Origin of the sequence: Pseudomonas putida (genome assembly GCF_001941965.1) — a bacterium.
Lineage (GTDB): Bacteria > Pseudomonadota > Gammaproteobacteria > Pseudomonadales > Pseudomonadaceae > Aquipseudomonas > Aquipseudomonas putida_L.
This window is the reverse complement of the sequence record NZ_MKZO01000025.1, coordinates 164532-185659: the sequence shown is the minus strand read 5'-3', so window position 1 is coordinate 185659 and position 21128 is coordinate 164532. Positions and strand designations below refer to the sequence as shown.

General features: G+C 57.9%; 17 protein-coding genes. All 17 read right to left on the bottom strand.

Annotation, left to right across the window (positions count from 1 at the left end):
- Nucleotides 1-11 precede the first annotated feature (11 nt).
- On the bottom strand, nucleotides 12-980 hold the full coding sequence (locus PSEMO_RS15175; RefSeq protein ID WP_075803808.1) for an NAD-dependent epimerase/dehydratase family protein: 969 nt from the start codon (nucleotides 978-980) through the stop codon (nucleotides 12-14).
- A gap of 68 nt (nucleotides 981-1048) precedes the next feature.
- On the bottom strand, nucleotides 1049-2116 hold the full coding sequence (locus tag PSEMO_RS15170) for a hypothetical protein (protein ID WP_075803807.1): 1068 nt from the start codon (nucleotides 2114-2116) through the stop codon (nucleotides 1049-1051).
- Complete coding sequence (locus PSEMO_RS15165; protein ID WP_075803806.1) at nucleotides 2113-3192, bottom strand: hypothetical protein; 1080 nt, start codon at nucleotides 3190-3192, stop codon at nucleotides 2113-2115. Before PSEMO_RS15165 ends, PSEMO_RS15170 begins: the two co-directional genes overlap by 4 nt.
- 59 nt (nucleotides 3193-3251) lie before the next feature.
- Nucleotides 3252-4541: an O-antigen translocase gene (locus PSEMO_RS15160; protein WP_075803805.1), complete on the bottom strand. Its 1290-nt coding sequence runs from the start codon at nucleotides 4539-4541 to the stop codon at nucleotides 3252-3254.
- Nucleotides 4538-5668, bottom strand: a complete 1131-nt coding sequence (locus tag PSEMO_RS15155) for a DegT/DnrJ/EryC1/StrS family aminotransferase (protein WP_075803804.1) — start codon at nucleotides 5666-5668, stop codon at nucleotides 4538-4540. Before PSEMO_RS15155 ends, PSEMO_RS15160 begins: the two co-directional genes overlap by 4 nt.
- A gap of 122 nt (nucleotides 5669-5790) precedes the next feature.
- Nucleotides 5791-6195, bottom strand: coding sequence for a sugar 3,4-ketoisomerase (locus PSEMO_RS15150; protein WP_075803803.1), 405 nt, complete (start codon nucleotides 6193-6195; stop codon nucleotides 5791-5793).
- Nucleotides 6196-6548: 353 nt separating this feature from the next.
- Nucleotides 6549-7904 (bottom strand): Wzz/FepE/Etk N-terminal domain-containing protein, encoded by a 1356-nt coding sequence (locus tag PSEMO_RS15145; RefSeq protein WP_075803802.1) that lies wholly within the window; start codon nucleotides 7902-7904, stop codon nucleotides 6549-6551.
- A 193-nt stretch (nucleotides 7905-8097) separates the two neighbouring features.
- Nucleotides 8098-9141 carry a Wzz/FepE/Etk N-terminal domain-containing protein gene (locus tag PSEMO_RS15140; RefSeq protein WP_075803801.1) on the bottom strand — a complete coding sequence of 348 codons (1044 nt, stop codon included), beginning with the start codon at nucleotides 9139-9141 and terminating at the stop codon, nucleotides 8098-8100.
- Between the two features lie 135 nt (nucleotides 9142-9276).
- Nucleotides 9277-9468 (bottom strand): lipopolysaccharide assembly protein LapA domain-containing protein, encoded by a 192-nt coding sequence (locus PSEMO_RS15135; protein WP_256721146.1) that lies wholly within the window; start codon nucleotides 9466-9468, stop codon nucleotides 9277-9279.
- A gap of 65 nt (nucleotides 9469-9533) precedes the next feature.
- Complete coding sequence (ihfB, locus tag PSEMO_RS15130) at nucleotides 9534-9827, bottom strand: integration host factor subunit beta (protein WP_075803799.1); 294 nt, start codon at nucleotides 9825-9827, stop codon at nucleotides 9534-9536.
- A 224-nt stretch (nucleotides 9828-10051) separates the two neighbouring features.
- A complete protein-coding gene (rpsA, locus tag PSEMO_RS15125; RefSeq protein WP_075803798.1) occupies nucleotides 10052-11725 on the bottom strand; it encodes a 30S ribosomal protein S1 in 1674 nt (557 codons plus the stop codon).
- A gap of 122 nt (nucleotides 11726-11847) precedes the next feature.
- Nucleotides 11848-12537 (bottom strand): (d)CMP kinase, encoded by a 690-nt coding sequence (gene cmk / locus PSEMO_RS15120; RefSeq protein ID WP_178392002.1) that lies wholly within the window; start codon nucleotides 12535-12537, stop codon nucleotides 11848-11850.
- Complete coding sequence (locus tag PSEMO_RS15115; RefSeq protein ID WP_075803987.1) at nucleotides 12534-14741, bottom strand: bifunctional prephenate dehydrogenase/3-phosphoshikimate 1-carboxyvinyltransferase; 2208 nt, start codon at nucleotides 14739-14741, stop codon at nucleotides 12534-12536. Before PSEMO_RS15115 ends, cmk begins: the two co-directional genes overlap by 4 nt.
- 74 nt (nucleotides 14742-14815) lie before the next feature.
- Nucleotides 14816-15910, bottom strand: coding sequence for a prephenate dehydratase (gene pheA, locus PSEMO_RS15110; RefSeq protein ID WP_009407557.1), 1095 nt, complete (start codon nucleotides 15908-15910; stop codon nucleotides 14816-14818).
- On the bottom strand, nucleotides 15910-16995 hold the full coding sequence (serC, locus tag PSEMO_RS15105; RefSeq protein ID WP_075803986.1) for a 3-phosphoserine/phosphohydroxythreonine transaminase: 1086 nt from the start codon (nucleotides 16993-16995) through the stop codon (nucleotides 15910-15912). Before serC ends, pheA begins: the two co-directional genes overlap by 1 nt.
- A 76-nt stretch (nucleotides 16996-17071) precedes the next feature.
- Entirely contained in the window at nucleotides 17072-19708 is a 2637-nt protein-coding gene (gene gyrA, locus PSEMO_RS15100) for a DNA gyrase subunit A (protein ID WP_075803796.1), read from the bottom strand.
- A 328-nt stretch (nucleotides 19709-20036) separates the two neighbouring features.
- Nucleotides 20037-21113, bottom strand: a complete 1077-nt coding sequence (gene mtnA, locus PSEMO_RS15095) for an S-methyl-5-thioribose-1-phosphate isomerase (protein ID WP_075803795.1) — start codon at nucleotides 21111-21113, stop codon at nucleotides 20037-20039.
- Nucleotides 21114-21128 lie beyond the last annotated feature (15 nt).

Here is a 21128-nt window from a genome sequence, read left to right as displayed (position 1 = left end):
AAAACTCACCACTAATCGCTTGAGCCTGGGAGAACGTTACCCCTCAGCACATCTGGGACACTCTCGGGAATCGGATACTCAAAACGGAAGCCAAGCACTTCGCGAATATGCCGGTTTGCGTACCCACCCTTCTTCACTAACGCATCAACACGCTGGGGAGTCAGCGGCAACCGTACCGAGGACGGAATAATACGCATGAGGAATCGCAGCACGGACTCCGGAATCTGCAGCGAGGGTTTTTTTCGACCCGTAAACTGCGCAAAGGCATCGATCACGTCCTTCTGGGCACAATCATTAGCGATGATGAACGTATGACCTGCTGCCCGTGAATCATTACCACAGGCTATCAGGGCGCTGACTACATCGTTGACGTGCACATAGGTCGAAACATTGGACGCAGCCTTGCCAATATAGAAGAACCAACCTTTCCCGACCATCCTCGCCAACTGGAAGAAGGACTGATTGGGCATACTCTGTCCGATTACCACAGTGGGACGAACGATAGTGAAGGTAAAAAGCGGTTCGATAGCGGCCAAGGCAACCACCAACTCATCGGCAATTGTCTTGGTCACCTCATATTCCCCAACCGGCGCGGGATCAAAGGACTCATCAATCTGTGCAAGATCTGCCTGACGGCCATAAGCGCCTGTGCTGCTCAATTGCACCCAATGAACGGGGATGCCTGTACGCTTGATGCGTCGCTGCACAGCAGCGAGCAAGCTAGTGGTGCCCTTGACGTGCAAGCGATGCATAAGGGCTGTATTAGCGATCTCGCCGGCACAGTGATAGAGCACATCGCAGTTCGCGACGAAACTATCGAGACTTGCTGAATCTTCAGTCAAGTCCCCTACCACGACCGCGACGTCTTGCTCAACCCGCCCCTTTCGCGAGAGCAATGTGACGACATCACCCCTAGAGACCAAAGCCTTGCAGAGCAGCTTGCCAATAAAACCGCTACCGCCTGTCATAGATACGTTCATTACATCAGTCCATTTTCACTGGATATTTTTCGCCCTGGCGACACAATCCAAAACAGCCATGAGCGCCATCAGCCTGATAGCACCCTGTCCTGAGCCCAGACACACTCCGCGTATTTTTTTCTCTGATAGACAATAGCGAAGGCAATCAAGACCCCCAAATAGTTGTACATTCGCAAGCGCGCCGCCGTCCCCAGATTGTCATTACCCAACAGCCAGATGATCGAATAAACAATAAAGAATACGAAAATGAAGTCGACAAAGCGGTTAGAGAACCGACGATTTCTGACCAAATAAACCAGCGCAACAAAGAAAGGAAGGCTTTCGACTAAAAAAATCAATATCGCCGTCAAATTCGGATAAAACAGCCCAAGCATCTGACCAGAAAAACTATGAATAAATTCAGGAATGAATGTGTATATTGATTCGAAGCGAATCCCTAAATCACTTCCACCTTGAAGCGCATTGAACAACTCGCGATACTTCATCAGGGGCTGAAGATATCCAAGCGCGAACAGTACGTTCAGCGCAACCAGTATCGGCAGGACATAAACGAGCAAAGGCAACTTACTGAAGCGCACGAACCTGAATGTTATAAATGAAACTGCAAATGCAAATCCAAGGTACCCGCGTAAGAGGAACATCACGTAGCTGAGTATCAGAATCGCGAGGGCAGACAACCACCGATTGATCTGATGCGGGGACTCCAACGAGCTGCGGACCAGCGCCAGGCCAACTAGAAACACGAATAACATCAGGACATCCCTATAGATATCCATGGTGTAATAAAAAAGAGTAGGATAACAACTGACACCAAGCACCAACAACAAACAGACCTTACGATCGGCGGCAGCACCACGAACCAGTGCAAGTCGCCCCACCAGCAGAGGGATGGCGATAACACCGAGCAACATCATGAAAAAACTGACTCCTTCCCTAGAATATAGCCCGATGCTATTCAGCGAACGAAGCACGTCCGGCCAGATACTGGAAGTAACCAAATCTGCTCCTCGCGCATACGCATCATAGTAATCGCCATCATTCCCACCCGAGAATAATTTTTGCGGACTCACTATAAATATCGTAAACACAATGATCTTAACGAAGACCATAATCGCAAAGAGCAGAACGTAGATCAAACCAACGTCCCCCAGTAGTTTACATACTGCTGCGCGACAGTGAGAGGTGAGTGGTACTTCACCACAAATTCGCGCGACGCCACTGATCGCTCAGGAATGGTGTGACGCTCGTCAAGAATACGCTCGAGCACGGCCGTTAGCCCCAGCTGTTCAGCTGGCAAGTTATAAATAGGCGGCAAAGTCCCCCCATACAGGATGGCCGACTCAGGCTCCGCACCTCCCGCTACAACCTTGCCTTGGGCCATGGAATACAAGGCGTTCATCGCCAAGCTATGAGAGAAAACCTGGTCAACTGAAACGTGGGTTTTCGCGAGGACTTCCATATACTTATCGAATGGTAGGTGCCCCTCGATCAAGCATTCCACATCATTCGGGTACTTTCGTTTGAGCTCATCGAAGCTCTTCTCCACCAGAAATGTCCCTTTGAAGCCCCGGCGATTCAACCCATGGAAGAAACACAGCTTGCTTCGACTGGCGTCATTCTCAACGAATTTGATCTTGCTGGCATCAATCGGAATCGGGATAGGTTGCGAAACCTTATCTGCATAACCGGCGGCACAAAATGTAGAGTAATATTCATACATGATAGGTATCACGCCATCGATACATTTCATGTAGGCGTGCATTGCCGAAAGGTGATTCTTTCCACGCATGTAATACGGACCACCACGATCGTACTTTTCATGCCACGGGATAGGGCTATATCGCATAGCCTCTTCCGAATACCTGACAAAGAACGGATCATCCCCGGAACCGGACAAAGTTACTATTTTATTGTGTTGTTTCAGATAACGAACAAAAAACAAATTCAACGCAGGAAAGCGGGGAACAATATAGAAATTTATAATATGAACGACATCGTAGCCCTTGAAGGCTGGCAGCTTTACCAGCGGCAGCAATAACTGTCGAGCCTTGTAGCTGTAGATATTGGAGCCGTAACCAAGATTGATGTCAGACTCGAATTTTTTCCAAAAGTCACTCGCCGCTGCCAGCGTCACGTCGTGGCCCAGCCTTACCAGTGCGTTCTTCAGCTCCTTGTGCAGTCCGCTGTACTCACCAATGAGCAATATCTTCACGCTTTAATACTCCCTGAAGCAATGGATGAAAGGACACCGCCTGTCACGTCATTACTGGACTAAGACTTTCCACCAGCGAATCGATTATCGTCATCCGCCTTCAAAGAAAACACCTTGTGTCTCTTCAGCACTACGAAAACAAAAATAAAGTACAACAGGTAGTTCATGGCATGGGCCATGGTCGCCCCCACCGCACCGTATTGATCAAACACCACGACCCAGCCATAGAACGACGCACCAAACAACAGTTCACCGATAATATAAGGCTTCCAGAGTGCTCGCGCGGTCATGACGTAGGCAAGTACCCAGCTCAAGACCTTTAGCGTGTCACCTATGATCTGCCAGAAAAAAAGATCTCGCATCTCATAGAATTCAGAACTGAACAGGATGACCACCACCCAGTCTCTCAGCGCATACAGGACGACGCCTATCACGATCGTTGCAGGAACAATAAACTTGTAGCCCAGCAGTACTTCCGACGTCAGTTCGCGAGCAGACTTGATCTCTGAAAATCGCGGCAGGAAATACACACTCAACGTCGTAGTCAGCACCATCAGGTAAGCGGTACTCAGACGCCAACTGGCCTCCCAGTATCCTGCCGCCACCCAACCATGATGCTCTCCAAGGTGGTTACGCACGAGAATCTGCGAGAGCGGCACTACAATCGCCGAGACCAGCGCCATCAAGGTGAACTTGCCCAGATTCAGCGCAGTCGTCTTGTCGATCCGGCCAAATAGAGAAGCGATACGGAACCAGGGCGCTTTGATGCAGAGGAGCAGGGTCACAAAAAACGCGAGAGACTGATAGATGGCCAACGCTACCAATGCGCCATAAAGCCCGAACATCACGGTCATGACCGCAGTCACGAGCAAGGCGAAAACACTGCCTGAAATGTTCGCCAGCACGTAACGGGGAATGTCCTTCTTGCCGTTCAGAATCGCCAGAAGCATGGCGTTCAGGGTAAACAGCAGCAGCGACGCAGCGAACCAGAGAAACACGCCGCCGTAAGCCTCATCCTTGAGGAACCAAGCTGCCAGACTCCGGTTGAACAGCGCGATCAAAAGCCCGACGACGACAGAGCTGAAAAATACGATGGTGCCCGCCGTAGACCAGACCCGGTGCTGCTTTTCTTCATCACCATCGTATTCAGCCGTGTACTTCGTCACGCCAGTATTGATCGCCCCGGAACCAAAGGTGGTGATCATCTGCACGGCATTCTGAAACTGACCCAATGCCGCGTAACCGGCCGGCCCCACGTAGACCGCCAGGATCTTGTTGATACCCAGCAAGGTGAGCAGTTTGAAAAGAACGGCTATGCCGTTTAACAAACTAGTCTTCAGAAATGTCATTTAACACTGGCCACGCTGAAGCTGTTGCAGGCAGCCACGACCTGCTCGGCCTCCTCGCCGGACAGCGTTGGCCCCATGGGCAAGCTGAGCACTTCTTCATGCAGACGCTCGGTCAACGGGAAAGACAGCGTGTTCCACTCCGCATACGCCTGTTGTTTATGTGGCGGAATCGGATAATGGATCAGCGTCTGTACACCGTTGTCCGACAGATGCTTCTGTAGCGCCTCACGATGTTCGCTGCGAATCACGAACAAGTGCCAAGCGTGCTGATGGTAATCAAGCACACTGCCGGCATCGACCACAGGTAGCTTGATCAGCGGATTATCGATGCCTTGCAGATACTGCTGTGCGATTTCCCGGCGACGCTGGGTTTGTTCGTCCAATGACTTCAGCTTGACACTCAACACGGCAGCCTGAAGTTCGTCGAGCCGACTGTTGACACCCTTGAAAAGATTCTTGTACTTCTCATGGGAGCCGTAATTACGCAGTGCCCGCAATGTTTCCGCCAGCTTGGCATCATTGGTGGTGATCGCCCCGCCATCACCCAAGGCTCCCAGGTTCTTCCCCGGATAGAAACTGAAGCCTGAGGCATCACCCCAGTTGCCCGCGCGACGACCGCCGATGGCGGCGCCGTGGGATTGTGCCGAGTCCTCCAGCAACAGCAGATTTTTGCGCTTCGCCAGGCTGCTCAATGCAGGCATGTCTGCCAATTGACCATAGAGATGCACCGCGAGGATAACCCGGGTCTTGTCGGTGATGGCCGCCTCGGCAGCTATTGGACACAGGTTGAAGCTTCCCTCGTTCGGCTCGACCAAAACCGGCACCAGTTGGTTCTGGCTGATTGCCAGAATGCTGGCAATATAGGTATTGGCTGGAACGATCACCTCATCACCTTCGACCAGCAAGCCAAGCTGCTTCCATGCTTGCAGAGTAAGGATCAGTGCGTCGAGCCCGTTGGCGACGCCAATGCAGAACTGCGTACCGCAAAACTCGGCGAATTCGCGCTCAAAGCTTGCGAGCTCCTTGCCGGAGATGTACCAGCCTGAATCAATTACACGAGTGCAGGCTTCAATCATTGCCTCGCGATCGAGTTTGTTAATTGATTTCAAATCGAGGAATTCAACCATGGGATACCATCCTGATAACTTTTCCGGTTTTCCTGGGCAAGGATCAATCGCCAGGGAGCGCGTCGACAAGTGCCCGCACCGGGTACTTGATGAGCGCATGTAGAGGGGACGACGCCAGTTCCTCAGGCACTGCCAACGGCCTGCAGGAACTGCTCGTAACTGCGAATGTAATCGCTCTCATCGTAGTAGTCGTTGGCCAGGACCAGCAGAACGCAGTCCTCGGTAAAATCGTGCATCTCGTGCCAGACCATCTTGCCGACATGCAGCACTTTGGCCGGAGAGTCCAGTATGACCTCCTCCGAACGACGGCCATCATCCATGATCATGCGGCAGCTCCCGGCGACGCAGACTGCCATTTGCTCCAGTTCCTTGTGGGCATGGAAACCGCGCGCGACGCCTGGCTGGGTGCCAGTGAGGTAGTAGACACGTCGGATATCGAACGGAATGTTCCTGTTCGCCTCAAGAACGTTCAGGTGACCACGCTCATCGCCGAGAATCTGAACTTCAACAAGATTAATCAGATTCATTTTTCCGCCCCAGCTTCCATCCTGGCAACCTCTTTTTGATAATCATTTACATTCCACGCATTCTGCCTCTCTACGCCTTGGGGGCTAATCCGTCCCAATGCTAGCGGCGTCCATTGGATGGCGGACGCGCCCGACATATAAGTCCAGCCTTGATGGAAGTCGTACCGCAATGCGTCTGAAATACGGCGAGCCGTATAGACATTGATGTCATACGGCCACGCCTCAGCATGTTTGAGCCGGCCAGAAAACCAGGCCGTTACCTATAGGCCTGTCGATTTATGGCCGCAGGGATTATACGTATCTAACCCACCGAGCGCATTGTAAAAACACAGCCCACGACGGCAAACGCACACTCACTCGATCCTTACCGTTTCCGCCGGACGCAAGAGCGGGTCCTGAGCCTCCAGCACACGAGGAGGAGCAGACCTCAGAGAGCGGATCCGCATGTACTGGACCTGAAAGCGAGCAAATGCGACCAAAAGCCCCAGCCCCAAGCCAGTAATAAGACCTGCGAGTACGATCAAAGCACGGCGCGGCTTGACCGGGCTCTCCGACGGTAGCGCGCGCTGATCGATCGAAACCAGTTGAACCTGACTAAAATCGGTGCTCAAGCTCTGAAGGCGGGCAGCTTCAGCGTGCAGAGGCTGAACGTTGTCGAGGAACAGATCCTCATTGAGGCGTGCCTTCAGCCCCTCAACCTCTCGGTTGACCTGCAACATTTGCAGTTCCTTAGCGATTTCCGAGGTACGCGCTGTCACAAAGTCATCGGATTTGCGCGCGCGAAGCGTGGCCAGTTCTGCCTCCAGCGCGTCGGTCCCCATGAAATAGAGAGGCGCCTGCTGGCTGTTGACCTCAGTCTTGATGACACTACCGGAACCGGGCATCGCCTCCTCAGCCAAGGAGGACTGCGTAGCAGGTTTCCTGATACCCAGACTACGAGCAACCGAGATGGCCTCACTCAAAACCGCGACGCGATCAGCGCGCAGCAACTTGAGTTGCATCCTCAGCGCGCTCAATTCGTCCTGGAGGCGGGCCCTCTTCACATCATCAGCTTCGGTCAGCGCGGCGATCCTGGCTTCTTTGTCCATCTGGTAGTTTGCACGGGCCGCATCGATCTTGCCCTGGATTTCAGCCAGTCGATTCTTGATCAATTTACTGACATCAGCCGAGATATGCTTGCGCTCAACATCAATAACATAGTCGACAAACTTGTTGAGGATGAAGGCACCATCCACCCCTCTTGGATAATCAAGGGTCAGATTGACAGCTCGGGCAAAGTCGGCAGCGTCCTTGCCCACATCAAGGGCATCCAAAGCAATGACGCTTCTGTTGAACGCATCGAAGCTCTGCTCGATCGATTGGTTCGGAATAATATAAGGGGAAAAGAGCTGCTGGTTATCACGGAAGAAGCTCAAACGCATCTCATACGAACCTAGCGAAGAGGCAATCCTCGCCAACGCAGCAGCGGGTGGGAGGGTGTAGACCTCCGATCGATTAAGGGCATCGAGTTCGTTGATCGGTGCGGGCTTCAGGATGCTGTGGGCCTGAAAGATGGGTGTGCTGAGCATGGCATAACCAACGGAGCAAGCCCCGGCCACTAGCACAAACCCTCCAACGATCAGTTTCTGCCTCCAGAGCGACTGGAATAGCGCCCAAAAGTCCAGCTCGTCCCCGGAGGATCTGTCGGGTACCTCAAAATAGCCGCTCAATCTAATGCCCGCCTTCGAAAAATTGATTATTCGGACGCACGCTCCCAAGCAGTAATTTTTCGAAGAAGATCAGGGCCGCCAGAATTCGTCCTTGAACTGTAATCCATGCTTGGAATCCCGTCGCATCCGAGTTCCTGCGGCAGTGTGACATCAATCCCTTGCATTTCAAGACTTGACAAATCTAACCAACTACCTATTTCCGGCTCATCTCATACAACCAGCGACCCAGCGCAACTATCACACCCAATACGCCGCCCAACAACAATCCGATTGCCAGAATCAAACCGATCTTTACCCGCACTGGTGTATCGGGAATTTCGATAGGCCCATCCTGGCGGTAGACAGATACATTCTCCGGCGCAACCTCAAAGCTGTTGAACAGACTGTATTTGACCTGCAGGGCGCGCAAGCCCGGAATGAATGGATCATCCGACTGACGGCGCTGCAGATTCTCGATTTCGGCTCGCAGGGCACGAGAACCGCGCATATAGGTCAATTGCCCGCCCATATCCGCTGACACTTCTCCCCCCAGACCACCCGACAGGATCGGTGGATTCTCGAGACCAATGCTTTGCGCGATCTTCAAAGCCTCTTGCAACTGGATAACGAGATCCTCGCGAGATCTTTGCCCCCGCTCACGTAATGCCACAATTTGCTGATTCAAATTGCGAGCACGCACTTCCGCTTCACGTGAGGCGTTCTTGATAACTTCCTTCCTGGCGGTATCTTCTGCACTCTGGATGTAAAGGTGAACCCAGTCGGAAATGACGGCAGGATCTTCGCCGCGGAGGGTCAACGAATATCCGTCAGGAGACGCTTTTGCATCCCCAGACACTACCAGGCTTTGTGAAAATTCAGAATACAGGCTGTCGAGCGGAGCTTTTCTTTCGGAATCACTCAATGACGGCAGGTAGTAGCGGGTAAAAAAATCACGCCTGAGGGACTCTGCCTGCAAATTGCGCAGAAAAACGTCATAAACATCTTTCACGCTAAAAGGTATCAACTCACTCTCGCGCGTCCGTCCATAGTTCAAGTCGGCAATGCCATTCTGCGTGGGGGGAAGCACAAATACCTTCGCTTCGTAGAGCGTCCGCTCTGAGAAAATATAACCTGCAGCCGCCAGTACCCCCAGGAAGGAAAACACCAAAATAATGATTTTTGAGCGCCACAATACCCAGACAACATCAAGAATATTGGCCTCCTGCTCTGAAAAAACCTTGCTGACGTCATTTTGCATCTATCAACTCATTCCCATCTCGGTTGGCATTTAATTATTATTAGTTATAGATTACTGAAACAAAATACTGATCAAATCCCTGAAAACAGCCAACCTCTACAACAAGCATTAACTGACTGCTATCAATCACGAAAATCAGTCAGACCGCACCCTGCCCTTGCGAAGCCGCAACCCCGCTAGAAAAACAGCGCCACTCAACGCCCCCAAAACAAACGCTAAAAGCACTAGCACTGATACAGGCAACACAGGGGAAGACCAACCAACAATCGCCAGACTGACTGGCTGCTGGTTTTCGATGGCGAAAATAAAGGCTACAAGACCAACCACCAACGTCAGTACGACCAAGAAAAAACGGCTAAAGTTCCGCACAGGCTACTCCTTCCGTCGCACCATTAGTCATGAACCTCCTCCTCGTTAACCCGATCCCGCAACTCCTTCCCCGGCTTGAAATGCGGCACGAACTTGCCATCAAGCTCCACGGACTGCCCGGTCTTCGGGTTACGCCCCACCCTAGGCGCACGATAATGCAGCGAGAAACTGCCAAACCCGCGGATCTCGATACGATCCCCCGTGGCCAGGCATTGGGACATCTGCTCAAGCATGGTCTTGATTGCCAGCTCCACGTCCTTGGACGAGAGCAACCCCTGATGGGTGACAATGCGTTCGATCAGCTCCGACTTCGTCATGTTTTTCCCTTCTGTATCAAGCAGCTAGGTCATTGCCTCCATTGGTTGTAGCACGGCTTGATGAATTTGAACAGTACGCTTCTTGACTTGCACGAAATCCCGAGAGTCGAAAAATGCCGACCCGCCCCGCAAAGCCAGCAGCTACGGGGGGCTACGCTTAACCGACTGAAATTTCAGGCATAAAAAAAGGCGACCGAAGTCGCCTTTTTTTGATCAAGCAGAACTTAGTTCTGTTTGGCCTGTGCCGCACGCAGCAGGTCGCCCAGAGTGGCGCCAGTGGCTTCTGGAGCCTTGGCGATGCTCTGCATGACTTCTTTCTCTTCCTCAACGTCTTTCGACTTGATGGAGAGGCTGATATTGCGGGACTTGCGGTCAACGCTGATGATCTTGGCTTCGATCTCTTCGCCTTCCTTCAGGACGTTACGCGCATCTTCAACGCGGTCACGGCTGATTTCGGAAGCTTTCAGAGTGGCTTCGATATCGTCGGCCAGGGTGATGACGGCGCCTTTGGCGTCGACTTCTTTGACAACACCCTTGACGATGGCACCCTTGTCGTTGATGGATACGTAGTTGGAGAACGGATCGTCTTCCAGCTGCTTGATGCCCAGGGAGATGCGCTCGCGCTCCGGGTCAACCGACAGGATGACGGTTTCCAGCTCGTCGCCCTTCTTGAAGCGACGTACGGCTTCTTCGCCGACTTCGTTCCAGGAGATGTCCGACAGGTGAACCAGGCCGTCGATGCCGCCGTCCAGACCAATGAAGATACCGAAATCGGTGATCGACTTGATAGTGCCGGAGATCTTGTCGCCCTTGTTGAACTGGCCAGAGAAGTCTTCCCATGGGTTCGACTTGCACTGTTTGATGCCCAGGGAGATACGACGACGCTCTTCGTCGATGTCCAGAACCATGACTTCCACTTCGTCGCCAACCTGAACGACTTTCGACGGGTGGATGTTCTTGTTGGTCCAGTCCATTTCGGAAACGTGCACCAGGCCTTCAACGCCTTCTTCCAGCTCAGCGAAGCAGCCGTAGTCGGTCAGGTTGGTGACGCGCGCCATGACGCGGGTGCTTTCTGGGTAACGAGCCTTGATAGCAACCCATGGGTCTTCGCCCAGTTGCTTCAGACCCAGCGAAACGCGGTTGCGCTCGCGATCGTACTTCAGAACCTTGACATCGATCTCGTCGCCAACGTTGACGATTTCCGATGGGTGCTTGATACGCTTCCAGGCCATGTCGGTGATGTGCAGCAGGCCGTCCACGCCGCCCAGGTCGACAAATGCGCCGTAGTCGGTGAGGTTCTTGACGATACCCTTGACCTGCTGGCCTTCCTGCAGCGATTCCAGCAGAGCTTCGCGCTCGGCGCTGTTTTCGGCTTCCAGGACGCTGCGACGGGAAACGACAACGTTGTTGCGCTTCTGGTCCAGCTTGATGACCTTGAATTCCAGCTCTTTGCCTTCGAGGTGGGTGGTGTCGCGCACTGGGCGGACATCAACCAGGGAGCCCGGCAGGAACGCACGGATACCGTTAACGTCGACAGTGAAGCCGCCTTTAACCTTACCGTTGATAACGCCCTTGACCACTTCTTCGGCGGCGAAAGCTGCTTCCAGAACAATCCAGCACTCGGCGCGCTTGGCTTTTTCACGGGACAGTTTGGTTTCGCCAAAGCCGTCTTCCACCGCGTCCAGCGCAACGTGAACTTCGTCACCGACCTTGATGGTCAGCTCGCCAGCTTCGTTGTAGAACTGCTCGAGCGGGATGACGCCCTCGGATTTCAGACCAGCGTGGACAGTAACCCAGTCACCGTCGATATCGACAACGATACCGGTGATGATCGCACCTGGTTGAAGGTTGAGGGTTTTCAGGCTTTCTTCAAAGAGTTCTGCAAAGCTTTCGCTCATTTTAATTCCTGTAGATTCGGGCGATAAATCCGCCCATCAGCCACACTCCAGACAATGTGGGTTTCGTTCATAGTAAGGGTCGCCTGCAGGACGTTGACTGGTAATCCTGCAGCCTTCCCGGGTCATCCGGTGATGTCGCGCAGGGCGACTTCACTCAGAATGCGTTCCAGCACCTGCTCGATGGACAGCTCCGTGGAATCCAGCTGTATCGCGTCGGCCGCCGGCTTGAGCGGGGCCACCGAACGCTGGGTATCACGCTCATCGCGTGCACGAATCTCATCCAGCAGACTCGACAGACTAACATCATCGCCTTTCGCCTTCAACTGGAGGTAACGGCGACGTGCCCGCTCCTCCGCGCTGGCGGTCAGGAAAATCTTCAGCGGCGCATCGGGAAACACCACGGTGCCCATGTCCCGGCCATCGGCGATCAGGCCCGGCGCCTCGCGGAACGCACGCTGGCGCTGCAGCAGCGCCTCGCGTACCGCCGGCAGCGCGGCGACCTGGGAGGCACCGGCACCGACCTGCTCGTTGCGGATGTCATTGCTGACATCGTCGCCCTCGAGAATGATGCGCTGCAACTGGCCTTCGTCCGCGGCGAGGAACTGCACGTCCAGATGGGCGGCCAGGGCCTTGAGCAGTTCTTCGTTGGTCAGGTCGACGCCGTGATTGCCCGCGGCGAACGCCAGCAGGCGATACAAGGCGCCGGAATCCAGCAGGTTCCAGCCCAGGCGACGGGCCAGCAGGCCAGCTACCGTGCCTTTGCCCGAGCCGCTCGGGCCGTCGATGGTGATGACCGGCGCTTGCAGGTTCACGATTTGCCCTCTTCAGCAACGCGGATGCCGACTTCGGCGCACAGGGCGAGGAAGTTCGGGAACGAAGTGGCGACGTTGGCGCAGTCATGGATGCGGATCGGCGCGGTGGCGCGCAGCGAAGCGACGCTGAAGGCCATGGAGATGCGGTGGTCCCCATGACCATGGACTTCGCCACCACCGATCACGCCGCCATCGATGATGATACCGTCGGCAGTCGGCTCGCACTTCACGCCCAGGGCCAGCAGGCCATCGGCCATGACCTGGATACGGTCGGATTCCTTGACCCGCAGCTCTTCGGCGCCGCGCAGCACGGTGCGCCCTTCGGCACAGGCGGCAGCGACGAACAGCACGGGGAATTCATCGATCGCCAGCGGCACCAGGTGCTCGGGGATCTCGATGCCTTTCAGCTTCGCGCCGCGAACACGCAGGTCAGCCACTGGCTCGCCGCCGACTTCACGCTGGTTTTCCAGGGTGATGTCGCCGCCCATCAGGCGCAGGATGTCGATCACGCCGGTACGGGTCGGGTTGATGCCGACGTGCTCCAGCACCAGCTCGGAACCCTCGGCAATCGACGCCGCCACCAGGAAGAACGCCGCCGAGGAGATATCCGCCGGCACTTCGATATGGGTCGCGGTCAGCTTGCCGCCGGAGACCAGCGAAGCGGTCGGACCGTCGACATTCACTTCGTAGCCGAAGCCACGCAGCATGCGCTCGGTGTGGTCGCGGGTCGGGGCCGGCTCGGTGACGGTGGTCTTGCCTTCGGCGTACAGGCCGGCCAGCAGCAGGCAGGATTTGACCTGGGCACTGGCCATCGGCAGCGTGTAGGTCAGCGCCTTGAGCGCGTGCCCGCCACGAATGGTCATCGGTGGGCGACCCTGCTCGGCGGTTTCGATGACCGCACCCATTTCCCGCAGCGGGTTGGCGACGCGATTCATCGGGCGCTTGGACAACGAGGCGTCGCCGGTCAGCACGGTGTCGAAGCTCTGCGCAGCCAGCAGGCCGGAGAGCAGGCGCATCGAGGTACCGGAATTGCCCAGGTAGATCGGGCCAGGTGGCGGCTTCAGGCCATTGAGGCCGACGCCGTGAATCGTCACGCGACCATGGTGCGGACCTTCGATCACTACACCCATGTCACGGAAGGCCTGCAAGGTCGCCAGGGCGTCTTCGCCCTCGAGGAAGCCTTCGACTTCAGTGGTGCCCTCGGCCAGGGAGCCGAGCATGATCGAACGGTGGGAAATCGACTTGTCGCCAGGAACACGAATGCGTCCGGACAGGCGTCCACCAGGTTGTGCCAGGAAAATCAGGTCGTTGGAGTTCATAGCGTCCACATAGGCCCGGCGGGCCAGGATTTTACTGAAATGCTCGCGGGCAACCCGGGCGCGTGTGAAAACGCCCAACAACTGGTGCCCATCCCCTGCATCGACCGCATCGCGCAAAGCGTCGAGGTCGCTGCGAAAAGTGTCCAGTGTGCGCAGGACCGCCTCGCGATTGGCGAGAAAAATGTCATGCCACATGACCGGGTCGCTGCCTGCAATCCGCGTGAAGTCACGGAAACCGCCGGCAGCGTAGCGGAAGATATCGAGGTTTTCATTGCGCTTGGCCAAGGAATCGACCAGACCGAACGCCAAGAGATGAGGAAGATGGCTGGTCGCAGCCAGGACTTCGTCGTGACGCTCGACCTGCATATGCTCGACATCCGCGTCCAGCGCACGCCACAGGCGGTCGACCACGGCCAGCGCCTCGGCATCGGTCTCGGCCAGCGGCGTGAGGATCACCTTGTGCCGACGGAACAGCTCGGCATTGGAGGCCTCCACCCCGCTCTGTTCGGAGCCGGCGATCGGGTGACCGGGCACGAAGCGCGCCAGGCGCTCCGGCATGACCGCACGGGCAGCGCGGACCACGTTGCCCTTGGCGCTGCCGACATCGGTCAGCACCGCCTGGCCGAGATCCATGCTGGCCAGACGGGCCAGCACCTTCTCCATGGCCAGGATCGGCACCGCCAGCTGGATCACGTCGGCACCGACGCAGGCGGCCTCGAGGTCGTCCTCGCAGCGGTCGACCACACCCAGCTCTACCGCCAGCTTGCGCGACTGCGGATCCAGGTCGACGCCGACCACCTCGCGGCACAGGCCGCTTTCGCGCACGCCCTTGGCGAAGGAACCACCGATCAGGCCCAGGCCCACGACGACCAGGCGGCCGATCAGCGGACCGCCTCTTTGCGTTTCGACTTCAATCACTGCGCTTGGACCCTGTTCAAAACATCACGCTTCATCACGCCTCAAAGCACCGCTTTCGGGTAGGAACCCAGCACTTTCAGGGCGACCGCTTCCTGGCTGATCTTCTCCAGCACGGCCTTGATCAGCGGATCGCGGTGATGGCCGACGAAATCGATGAAGAAGACGTAGGTCCATTTACCGCTGCGCGACGGACGGGTCTCGATACGGGTCAGGTCGATACCGTTCTCATGGAAGGGCACCAGCAGTTCGTGCAGCGCGCCCGGCTTGTTGCTCATCGACACGATGATCGAGGTCTTGTCGTCGCCAGTCGGCGGGACTTCCTGGTTGCCGATCATCAGGAACCGGGTGGAGTTGTCCGGACGGTCCTCGATCTTCTCGGCCAGGCGGGTCAGGCCGTACAAGCCGGCCGCCATGTCGCCGGCAATGGCCGCGGAGTTCCACTCGCCCTTGACCCGCTTGGCCGCCTCGGCATTGCTCGCCACCGCGACGCGCTCGACGTTCGGGTAGTGCGCGTCCAGCCACTTGCGGCACTGGGCCAGGGACTGGGCGTGGGAATAGATGCGGGTGATGCTGTCGGTCTTGGTGTTCTCGCCCACCAACAGGTGGTGGTGGATACGCAGCTCGACTTCGCCGCAGATGACCATGTCGTGTTCGAGGAAGCTGTCGAGGGTGTGGTTGACCGCGCCCTCGGTGGAGTTTTCCACCGGCACCACGCCGAAGTTGACCGCACCGGCGGCCACTTCGCGGAACACTTCGTCGATCGCCGCCATCGGCTTGCTGATCACCGCATGCCCGAAGTGCTTCATCGCCGCAGCCTGGGTGAAGGTACCCTCAGGGCCGAGGTAGGCCACTTTCAGCGGCTGCTCCAACGCCAGGCAGGAGGACATGATTTCGCGGAACAGACGGGCCATTTCCTCGTTGCCGAGGGGCCCCTGGTTGCGCTCCATGACCCGCTTGAGCACCTGCGCCTCACGCTCGGGCCGGTAGAACACCGGCACCTCGCCTTCGGCCAGGGAACCCATCTTGACCCGCGCCACTTCCTGAGCACAGCGGGCACGGTCGCTGATCAGTTCGAGGATCTTCTCGTCGAGGCTGTCGATGCGTACCCGCAGCGCCTTGAGTTCCTGTTCGGACATCAGGAATGTTCCTTCTCGAATTCGGCCATGTAGCCCACCAGCGCTTCCACGGCCTCCAGGCCCAGGGCGTTGTAGATCGAGGCACGCATGCCGCCGACCGAACGGTGACCCTTGAGGTTGAGCAGGCCGCGGGCGTCGGCACCGGCGAGGAAGGCCTTGTCCAGGCGCTCGTCGGCCAGGCGGAACGGCACGTTCATCCACGAACGGGCGTTGACGCTGATCGGGTTGCTGTAGAAATCGCTCTTGTCGATGAAGCCGTACAACAGCTCTTTCTTGGCCCGGTTGCGCTGCTCCATCGCGGCGACACCGCCCTGCTCCTTCAGCCACTGGAAGACCAGGCCGGACAGGTACCAGGAGTAGGTGGCCGGGGTGTTGTACATCGAGCCGTTGTCGGCGGCGATCTTGTAGTCGAGCATGGTCGGACAGGCGCTGCGGGCACGACCCAGCAGGTCTTCACGGACGATCACCACCACCAGGCCGCTCGGGCCGATGTTCTTCTGCGCACCGGCGTAGATCAGGCCGAACTGCGAGATATCGACCGAACGGGAGAGGATGTCCGAGGACATGTCGACCACCAGCGGAACATCACCGGCTTCCGGTACCCAGTCGAACTGCAGGCCACCGATGGTTTCGTTGGAGGCGTAGTGCAGGTAGGCGGCACCCGGGGTCAGCTTCCACTCGTTCTGACCGGGAATGGCCAGGAAGTCATAGGGCTTGGCCGAGGCGGCGACATTGACGTTGCCGAAGCGACGCGCTTCCTCGATGGCCTTCTTCGACCAGATGCCGGTCTCGATGTAGTCGGCAGTGCCGTTCTCGGGCAGCAGGTTCAGCGGAATCTCGGCGAACTGCTGGCTGGCGCCGCCCTGGAGGAACAGCACCTTGTAGTTCGAGGGGATGGACAGCAGGTCGCGCAGGTCCTGTTCGGCCTGCTCGGCGATGGCCACGTAGTCGTCGCTACGGTGACTCATCTCCATGACGGACAGGCCTTTGCCGTTCCAGTCCAGCATTTCGGCCTGGGCGCGCTGCAGAACAGCGTCCGGGAGCGCGGCAGGGCCTGCGCAGAAGTTAAAGGCTCGTTTGCTCACATCCACTCTCGCTCTGCTCAAGATAACGGCGGAAGCGGGGACCAGCCCCGCTTCCGTATTTCACGCGTTCTACAACTCAGTCCTGTACGGCTTCTTCCTCGCCGGCAGCATCCGCCTGCGGCGCCTCGAGGTTGTCGCCGTCTGCCTCGGCATCCAGCAGCTCGTCGTCTTCACCTTCGTCGGAAGGCTCCTGGACCCGCTCCAGGCCGACCAGGGTTTCATCGCTGGCCAGCTTGATCAGGGTCACGCCCTGGGTGTTGCGACCCAGACTGGAGACTTCGCCAACACGGGTACGCACCAGGGTGCCCTGGTCGGAAATCAGCATGATCTCCTCGCCTTCCTGCACCTGTACCGCACCGACCAGACGGCCGTTGCGCTCGTTGCTGACCATGGCGATCACGCCCTGGCCGCCACGCTTGTACTCGGGGAACTCGGCGATCGCGGTGCGCTTGCCGTAGCCACGCTCGGAGGCGGTGAGGATCTGGCTGCCCTCCTCCGGGATGATCATCGAGATCAGCTTCTGCCCTTCGGCCAGGCGCATGCCGCGGACACCGCGGGCGGTACGGCCCATGGCGCGGACATCGGATTCCTTGAAGCGGGTCACCTTGCCGGCGTCGGAGAACAGCATGACCTCACGCTCGCCATCGGTGATGGAGGCGGAAATCAGGATGTCACCTTCGTCCAGCTCCAGGGCGATCAGGCCGACGCTGCGCTGGCGGCTGAACTGCTCCAGCGGGGTCTTCTTCACGGTACCGTTGGCGGTGGCCATGAAGATGTAGTGACCCTCGGTGTATTCCTCGACCGGCAGCATGGTGGTGATGTGCTCGCCTTCGTCCAGCGGCAGCAGGTTCACCAGCGGACGGCCGCGGGCAGCACGGGATGCTTCGGGGATTTCGTAGGTCTTCAGCCAGTACACCTTGCCCTTGCTGGAGAACAGCAGCAGCGTGGTGTGACTGTTGGCGACCAGCAGGTGCGAGATGTAGTCCTCGTCCTTGACGCCGGTCGCCGACTTGCCTTTGCCGCCGCGACGCTGGGCCTGGTAGGCGGCCAGCGGCTGGGTCTTGGCATAACCGCCGTGGGAAATGGTCACCACGCGGTCTTCTTCCGGAATCATGTCGCCCAGGGTCAGATCCAGGCGCGCATCGATGATCTCGGTGCGGCGCACGTCGCCGTATTCGGCGCGAATCAGCTCCAGCTCTTCGCGGATCACTTCCATCAGGCGCTCGGCGCTGCTGAGGATGCGGATCAGTTCGCCGATCTGGTTGAGGATCTCCTGGTACTCGGCCAGCAGCTTCTCGTGCTCCAGGCCGGTCAGGCGGTGCAGGCGCAGGTCGAGGATCGCCTGGGCCTGTTCCGGCGACAGGTAATACTTGCCGTCGCGCAGGCCGTACTGCTCGTCGAGGTTCTCCGGACGGCAGGAGTCGGCACCGGCGCGTTCGACCATCACCTGCACGGCGCTGGATTCCCACGGCGTGCTGGTCAGCGCTTCTTTGGCCTCGGACGGGGTCGGCGAGGCCTTGATCAGGGCGATGACCGGATCGATGTTGGACAGCGCGACCGCCTGGCCTTCAAGGATGTGCCCGCGCTCACGCGCCTTGCGCAGTTCGAACACGGTCCGCCGGGTCACCACTTCGCGGCGGTGACGGACGAAGGCTTCGAGCAGGTCCTTGAGGTTGAGCAGGCGCGGACGACCGTCGATCAGGGCGACGATGTTGATGCCGAACACGCTTTGCAGTTGGGTCTGGGCGTAGAGGTTGTTGAGCACCACCTCCGGCACCTCGCCGCGGCGCAGCTCGATGACCACGCGCATGCCGTCCTTGTCGGACTCGTCGCGCAGCTCGGTGATGCCTTCGAGCTTCTTCTCCTTGACCAGCTCGGCGATCTTCTCGATCAGACGCGCCTTGTTCAACTGGTACGGCAGCTCGGTGATGACGATCTGCTGGCGGCCACCGGCCTTGTCGATGTCCTCGATGGTCGAACGGGCACGCATGTAGATGCGACCACGGCCGGTGCGATAGGCCTCGATGATGCCCTGGCGGCCGTTGATCAGGCCGGCGGTCGGGAAGTCCGGGCCCGGGATGAACTGCATCAGTTCGTCGACCGTGATCTCGGAGTTGTCGATCAGCGCCAGGCAACCGTCGATGACTTCACCGAGGTTGTGCGGCGGGATGTTGGTCGCCATGCCCACGGCAATACCGCTGGAGCCGTTGACCAGCAGGTTGGGGATTCGGGTCGGCATGACCGCCGGGATCTGCTCGGTGCCGTCGTAGTTGGGCACCCAGTCCACGGTTTCCTTGTGCAGGTCTGCCAGCAGCTCGTGGGCCAGCTTGGTCATGCGCACTTCGGTGTAACGCATCGCCGCGGCGTTGTCGCCGTCGACCGAACCGAAGTTGCCCTGGCCGTCGACCAGCAGGTAGCGCAGGGAGAAAGGCTGGGCCATACGCACGATGGTGTCGTAGACCGCAGTGTCGCCGTGGGGGTGGTACTTACCGATAACGTCACCGACCACACGGGCGGATTTCTTGTACGGTTTGTTCCAGTCGTTCCCCAGTTCACTCATCGCATACAGAACGCGGCGATGCACGGGCTTCAAGCCATCACGCGCATCGGGCAGTGCACGCCCGACAATGACGCTCATCGCGTAGTCGAGGTAGGACTGTCTCAGTTCGTCTTCGATATTGACCGGGAGGATTTCTTTGGCCAGTTCGCCCATGAGAAGCCTGATTCCTTTTTCGGGTGAAACTTCGTCACATCCATATGGGACGAACGAAGCTCGCCGCCGCGAAGGGCCTCCTGCGCGGCGACTTACGACAAATCAACGAGTTATGCCATGGATCTGCGTAGTGAAGAACGCCCCGCTGGGCGCTCTTGGAAACCGCCGGATGTTACCACAGTCGCCGGGGGCATGGGAGTATGGCAAAGCGCCGCTTGGCGTGAGGAAAAATGCTCCTTGCAGGACCTGATTCTGCGCCTGTTCCGGCCTCATCGCTGGCAAGCCAGCTCCCACAGGGTTCGCGGCGCACGTACAGACAACAAAGGAATCAGTGCAGGCGCTTGCGGCACATCAGCTGCGCCAGCTTGGCGGTATCCGGGCGCTCCACGATGCCTTTCTCGGTCACGATCACATCGATCAGGTCCGCCGGGGTCACGTCGAACACCGGATTGCAGGCCTCGACCTCGGGTGCGATACGGGTGCCGGCAATCTCCAGCAACTCATTGCCATCGCGCTCCTCCAGGACGATTTCGTCGCCGCTGGGCACGTCCAGGTCGATGGTCGAACTCGGTGCCACCACCATGAAGCGCACACCGTGGTGCATGGCGTTGACCGCTAGCTGGTAGGTACCGATCTTGTTGGCCACGTCGCCATTGGCGGCGATGCGGTCCGCCCCGACCACGACCCAGGTGATGCCCTTGGTCTTCATCAGGTGCGCGGCGGCCGAATCGGCGTTGACCATCACCGGAATGCCCTCGTTGGCCAGTTCCCAGGCGGTCAGCCGGGTGCCTTGCAGCCAGGGCCGGGTCTCGTCGACGTAGACGTGCTCGATCATGCCTTCCAGCCAGGCCGCGCGGATCACCCCGAGCGCCGTGCCGAAGCCACCGGTGGCCAGGGCCCCGGTGTTGCAGTGGGTCAGCACGGTCTGCTCGCTGCCCTGGTACTTGCGGATCAGCTCCATGCCGAGCTGGGCCATGGTCAGGTTGGCTTCACGATCGCTTTCATGAATTGCCAGGGCTTCGGCCTCCAGCAACTGCGACGGATCGTCGCCCTCCTTCACCCGCTGCAGGCGTTCGCGCATGCGGTTCAGGGCCCAGGACAGATTCACCCCGGTCGGCCGGGCCTCGCTCAGCACGGTGAAATCCGCCTCCAGCGCCTCGCGCCAGTCACCCCCGTCGGCAAGGCGCCGACGCAAGCCCAGCAACAGGCCAAAAGCAGCGCTGATGCCGATGGCAGGGGCCCCGCGCACCACCATCGAGCGAATCGCTTCAGCCACTGCGGCGGCATCCCTGTACGCCAGCCAGGTCTCCTCGAAAGGCAACGCGCGCTGATCGAGCAAGTAGAGGGTGCCATCACGCCAATCGATACCCCTTACTTTCTCTGCAGCCAGAAGTCGATCGCGCATGCCTCACCCCGTCAT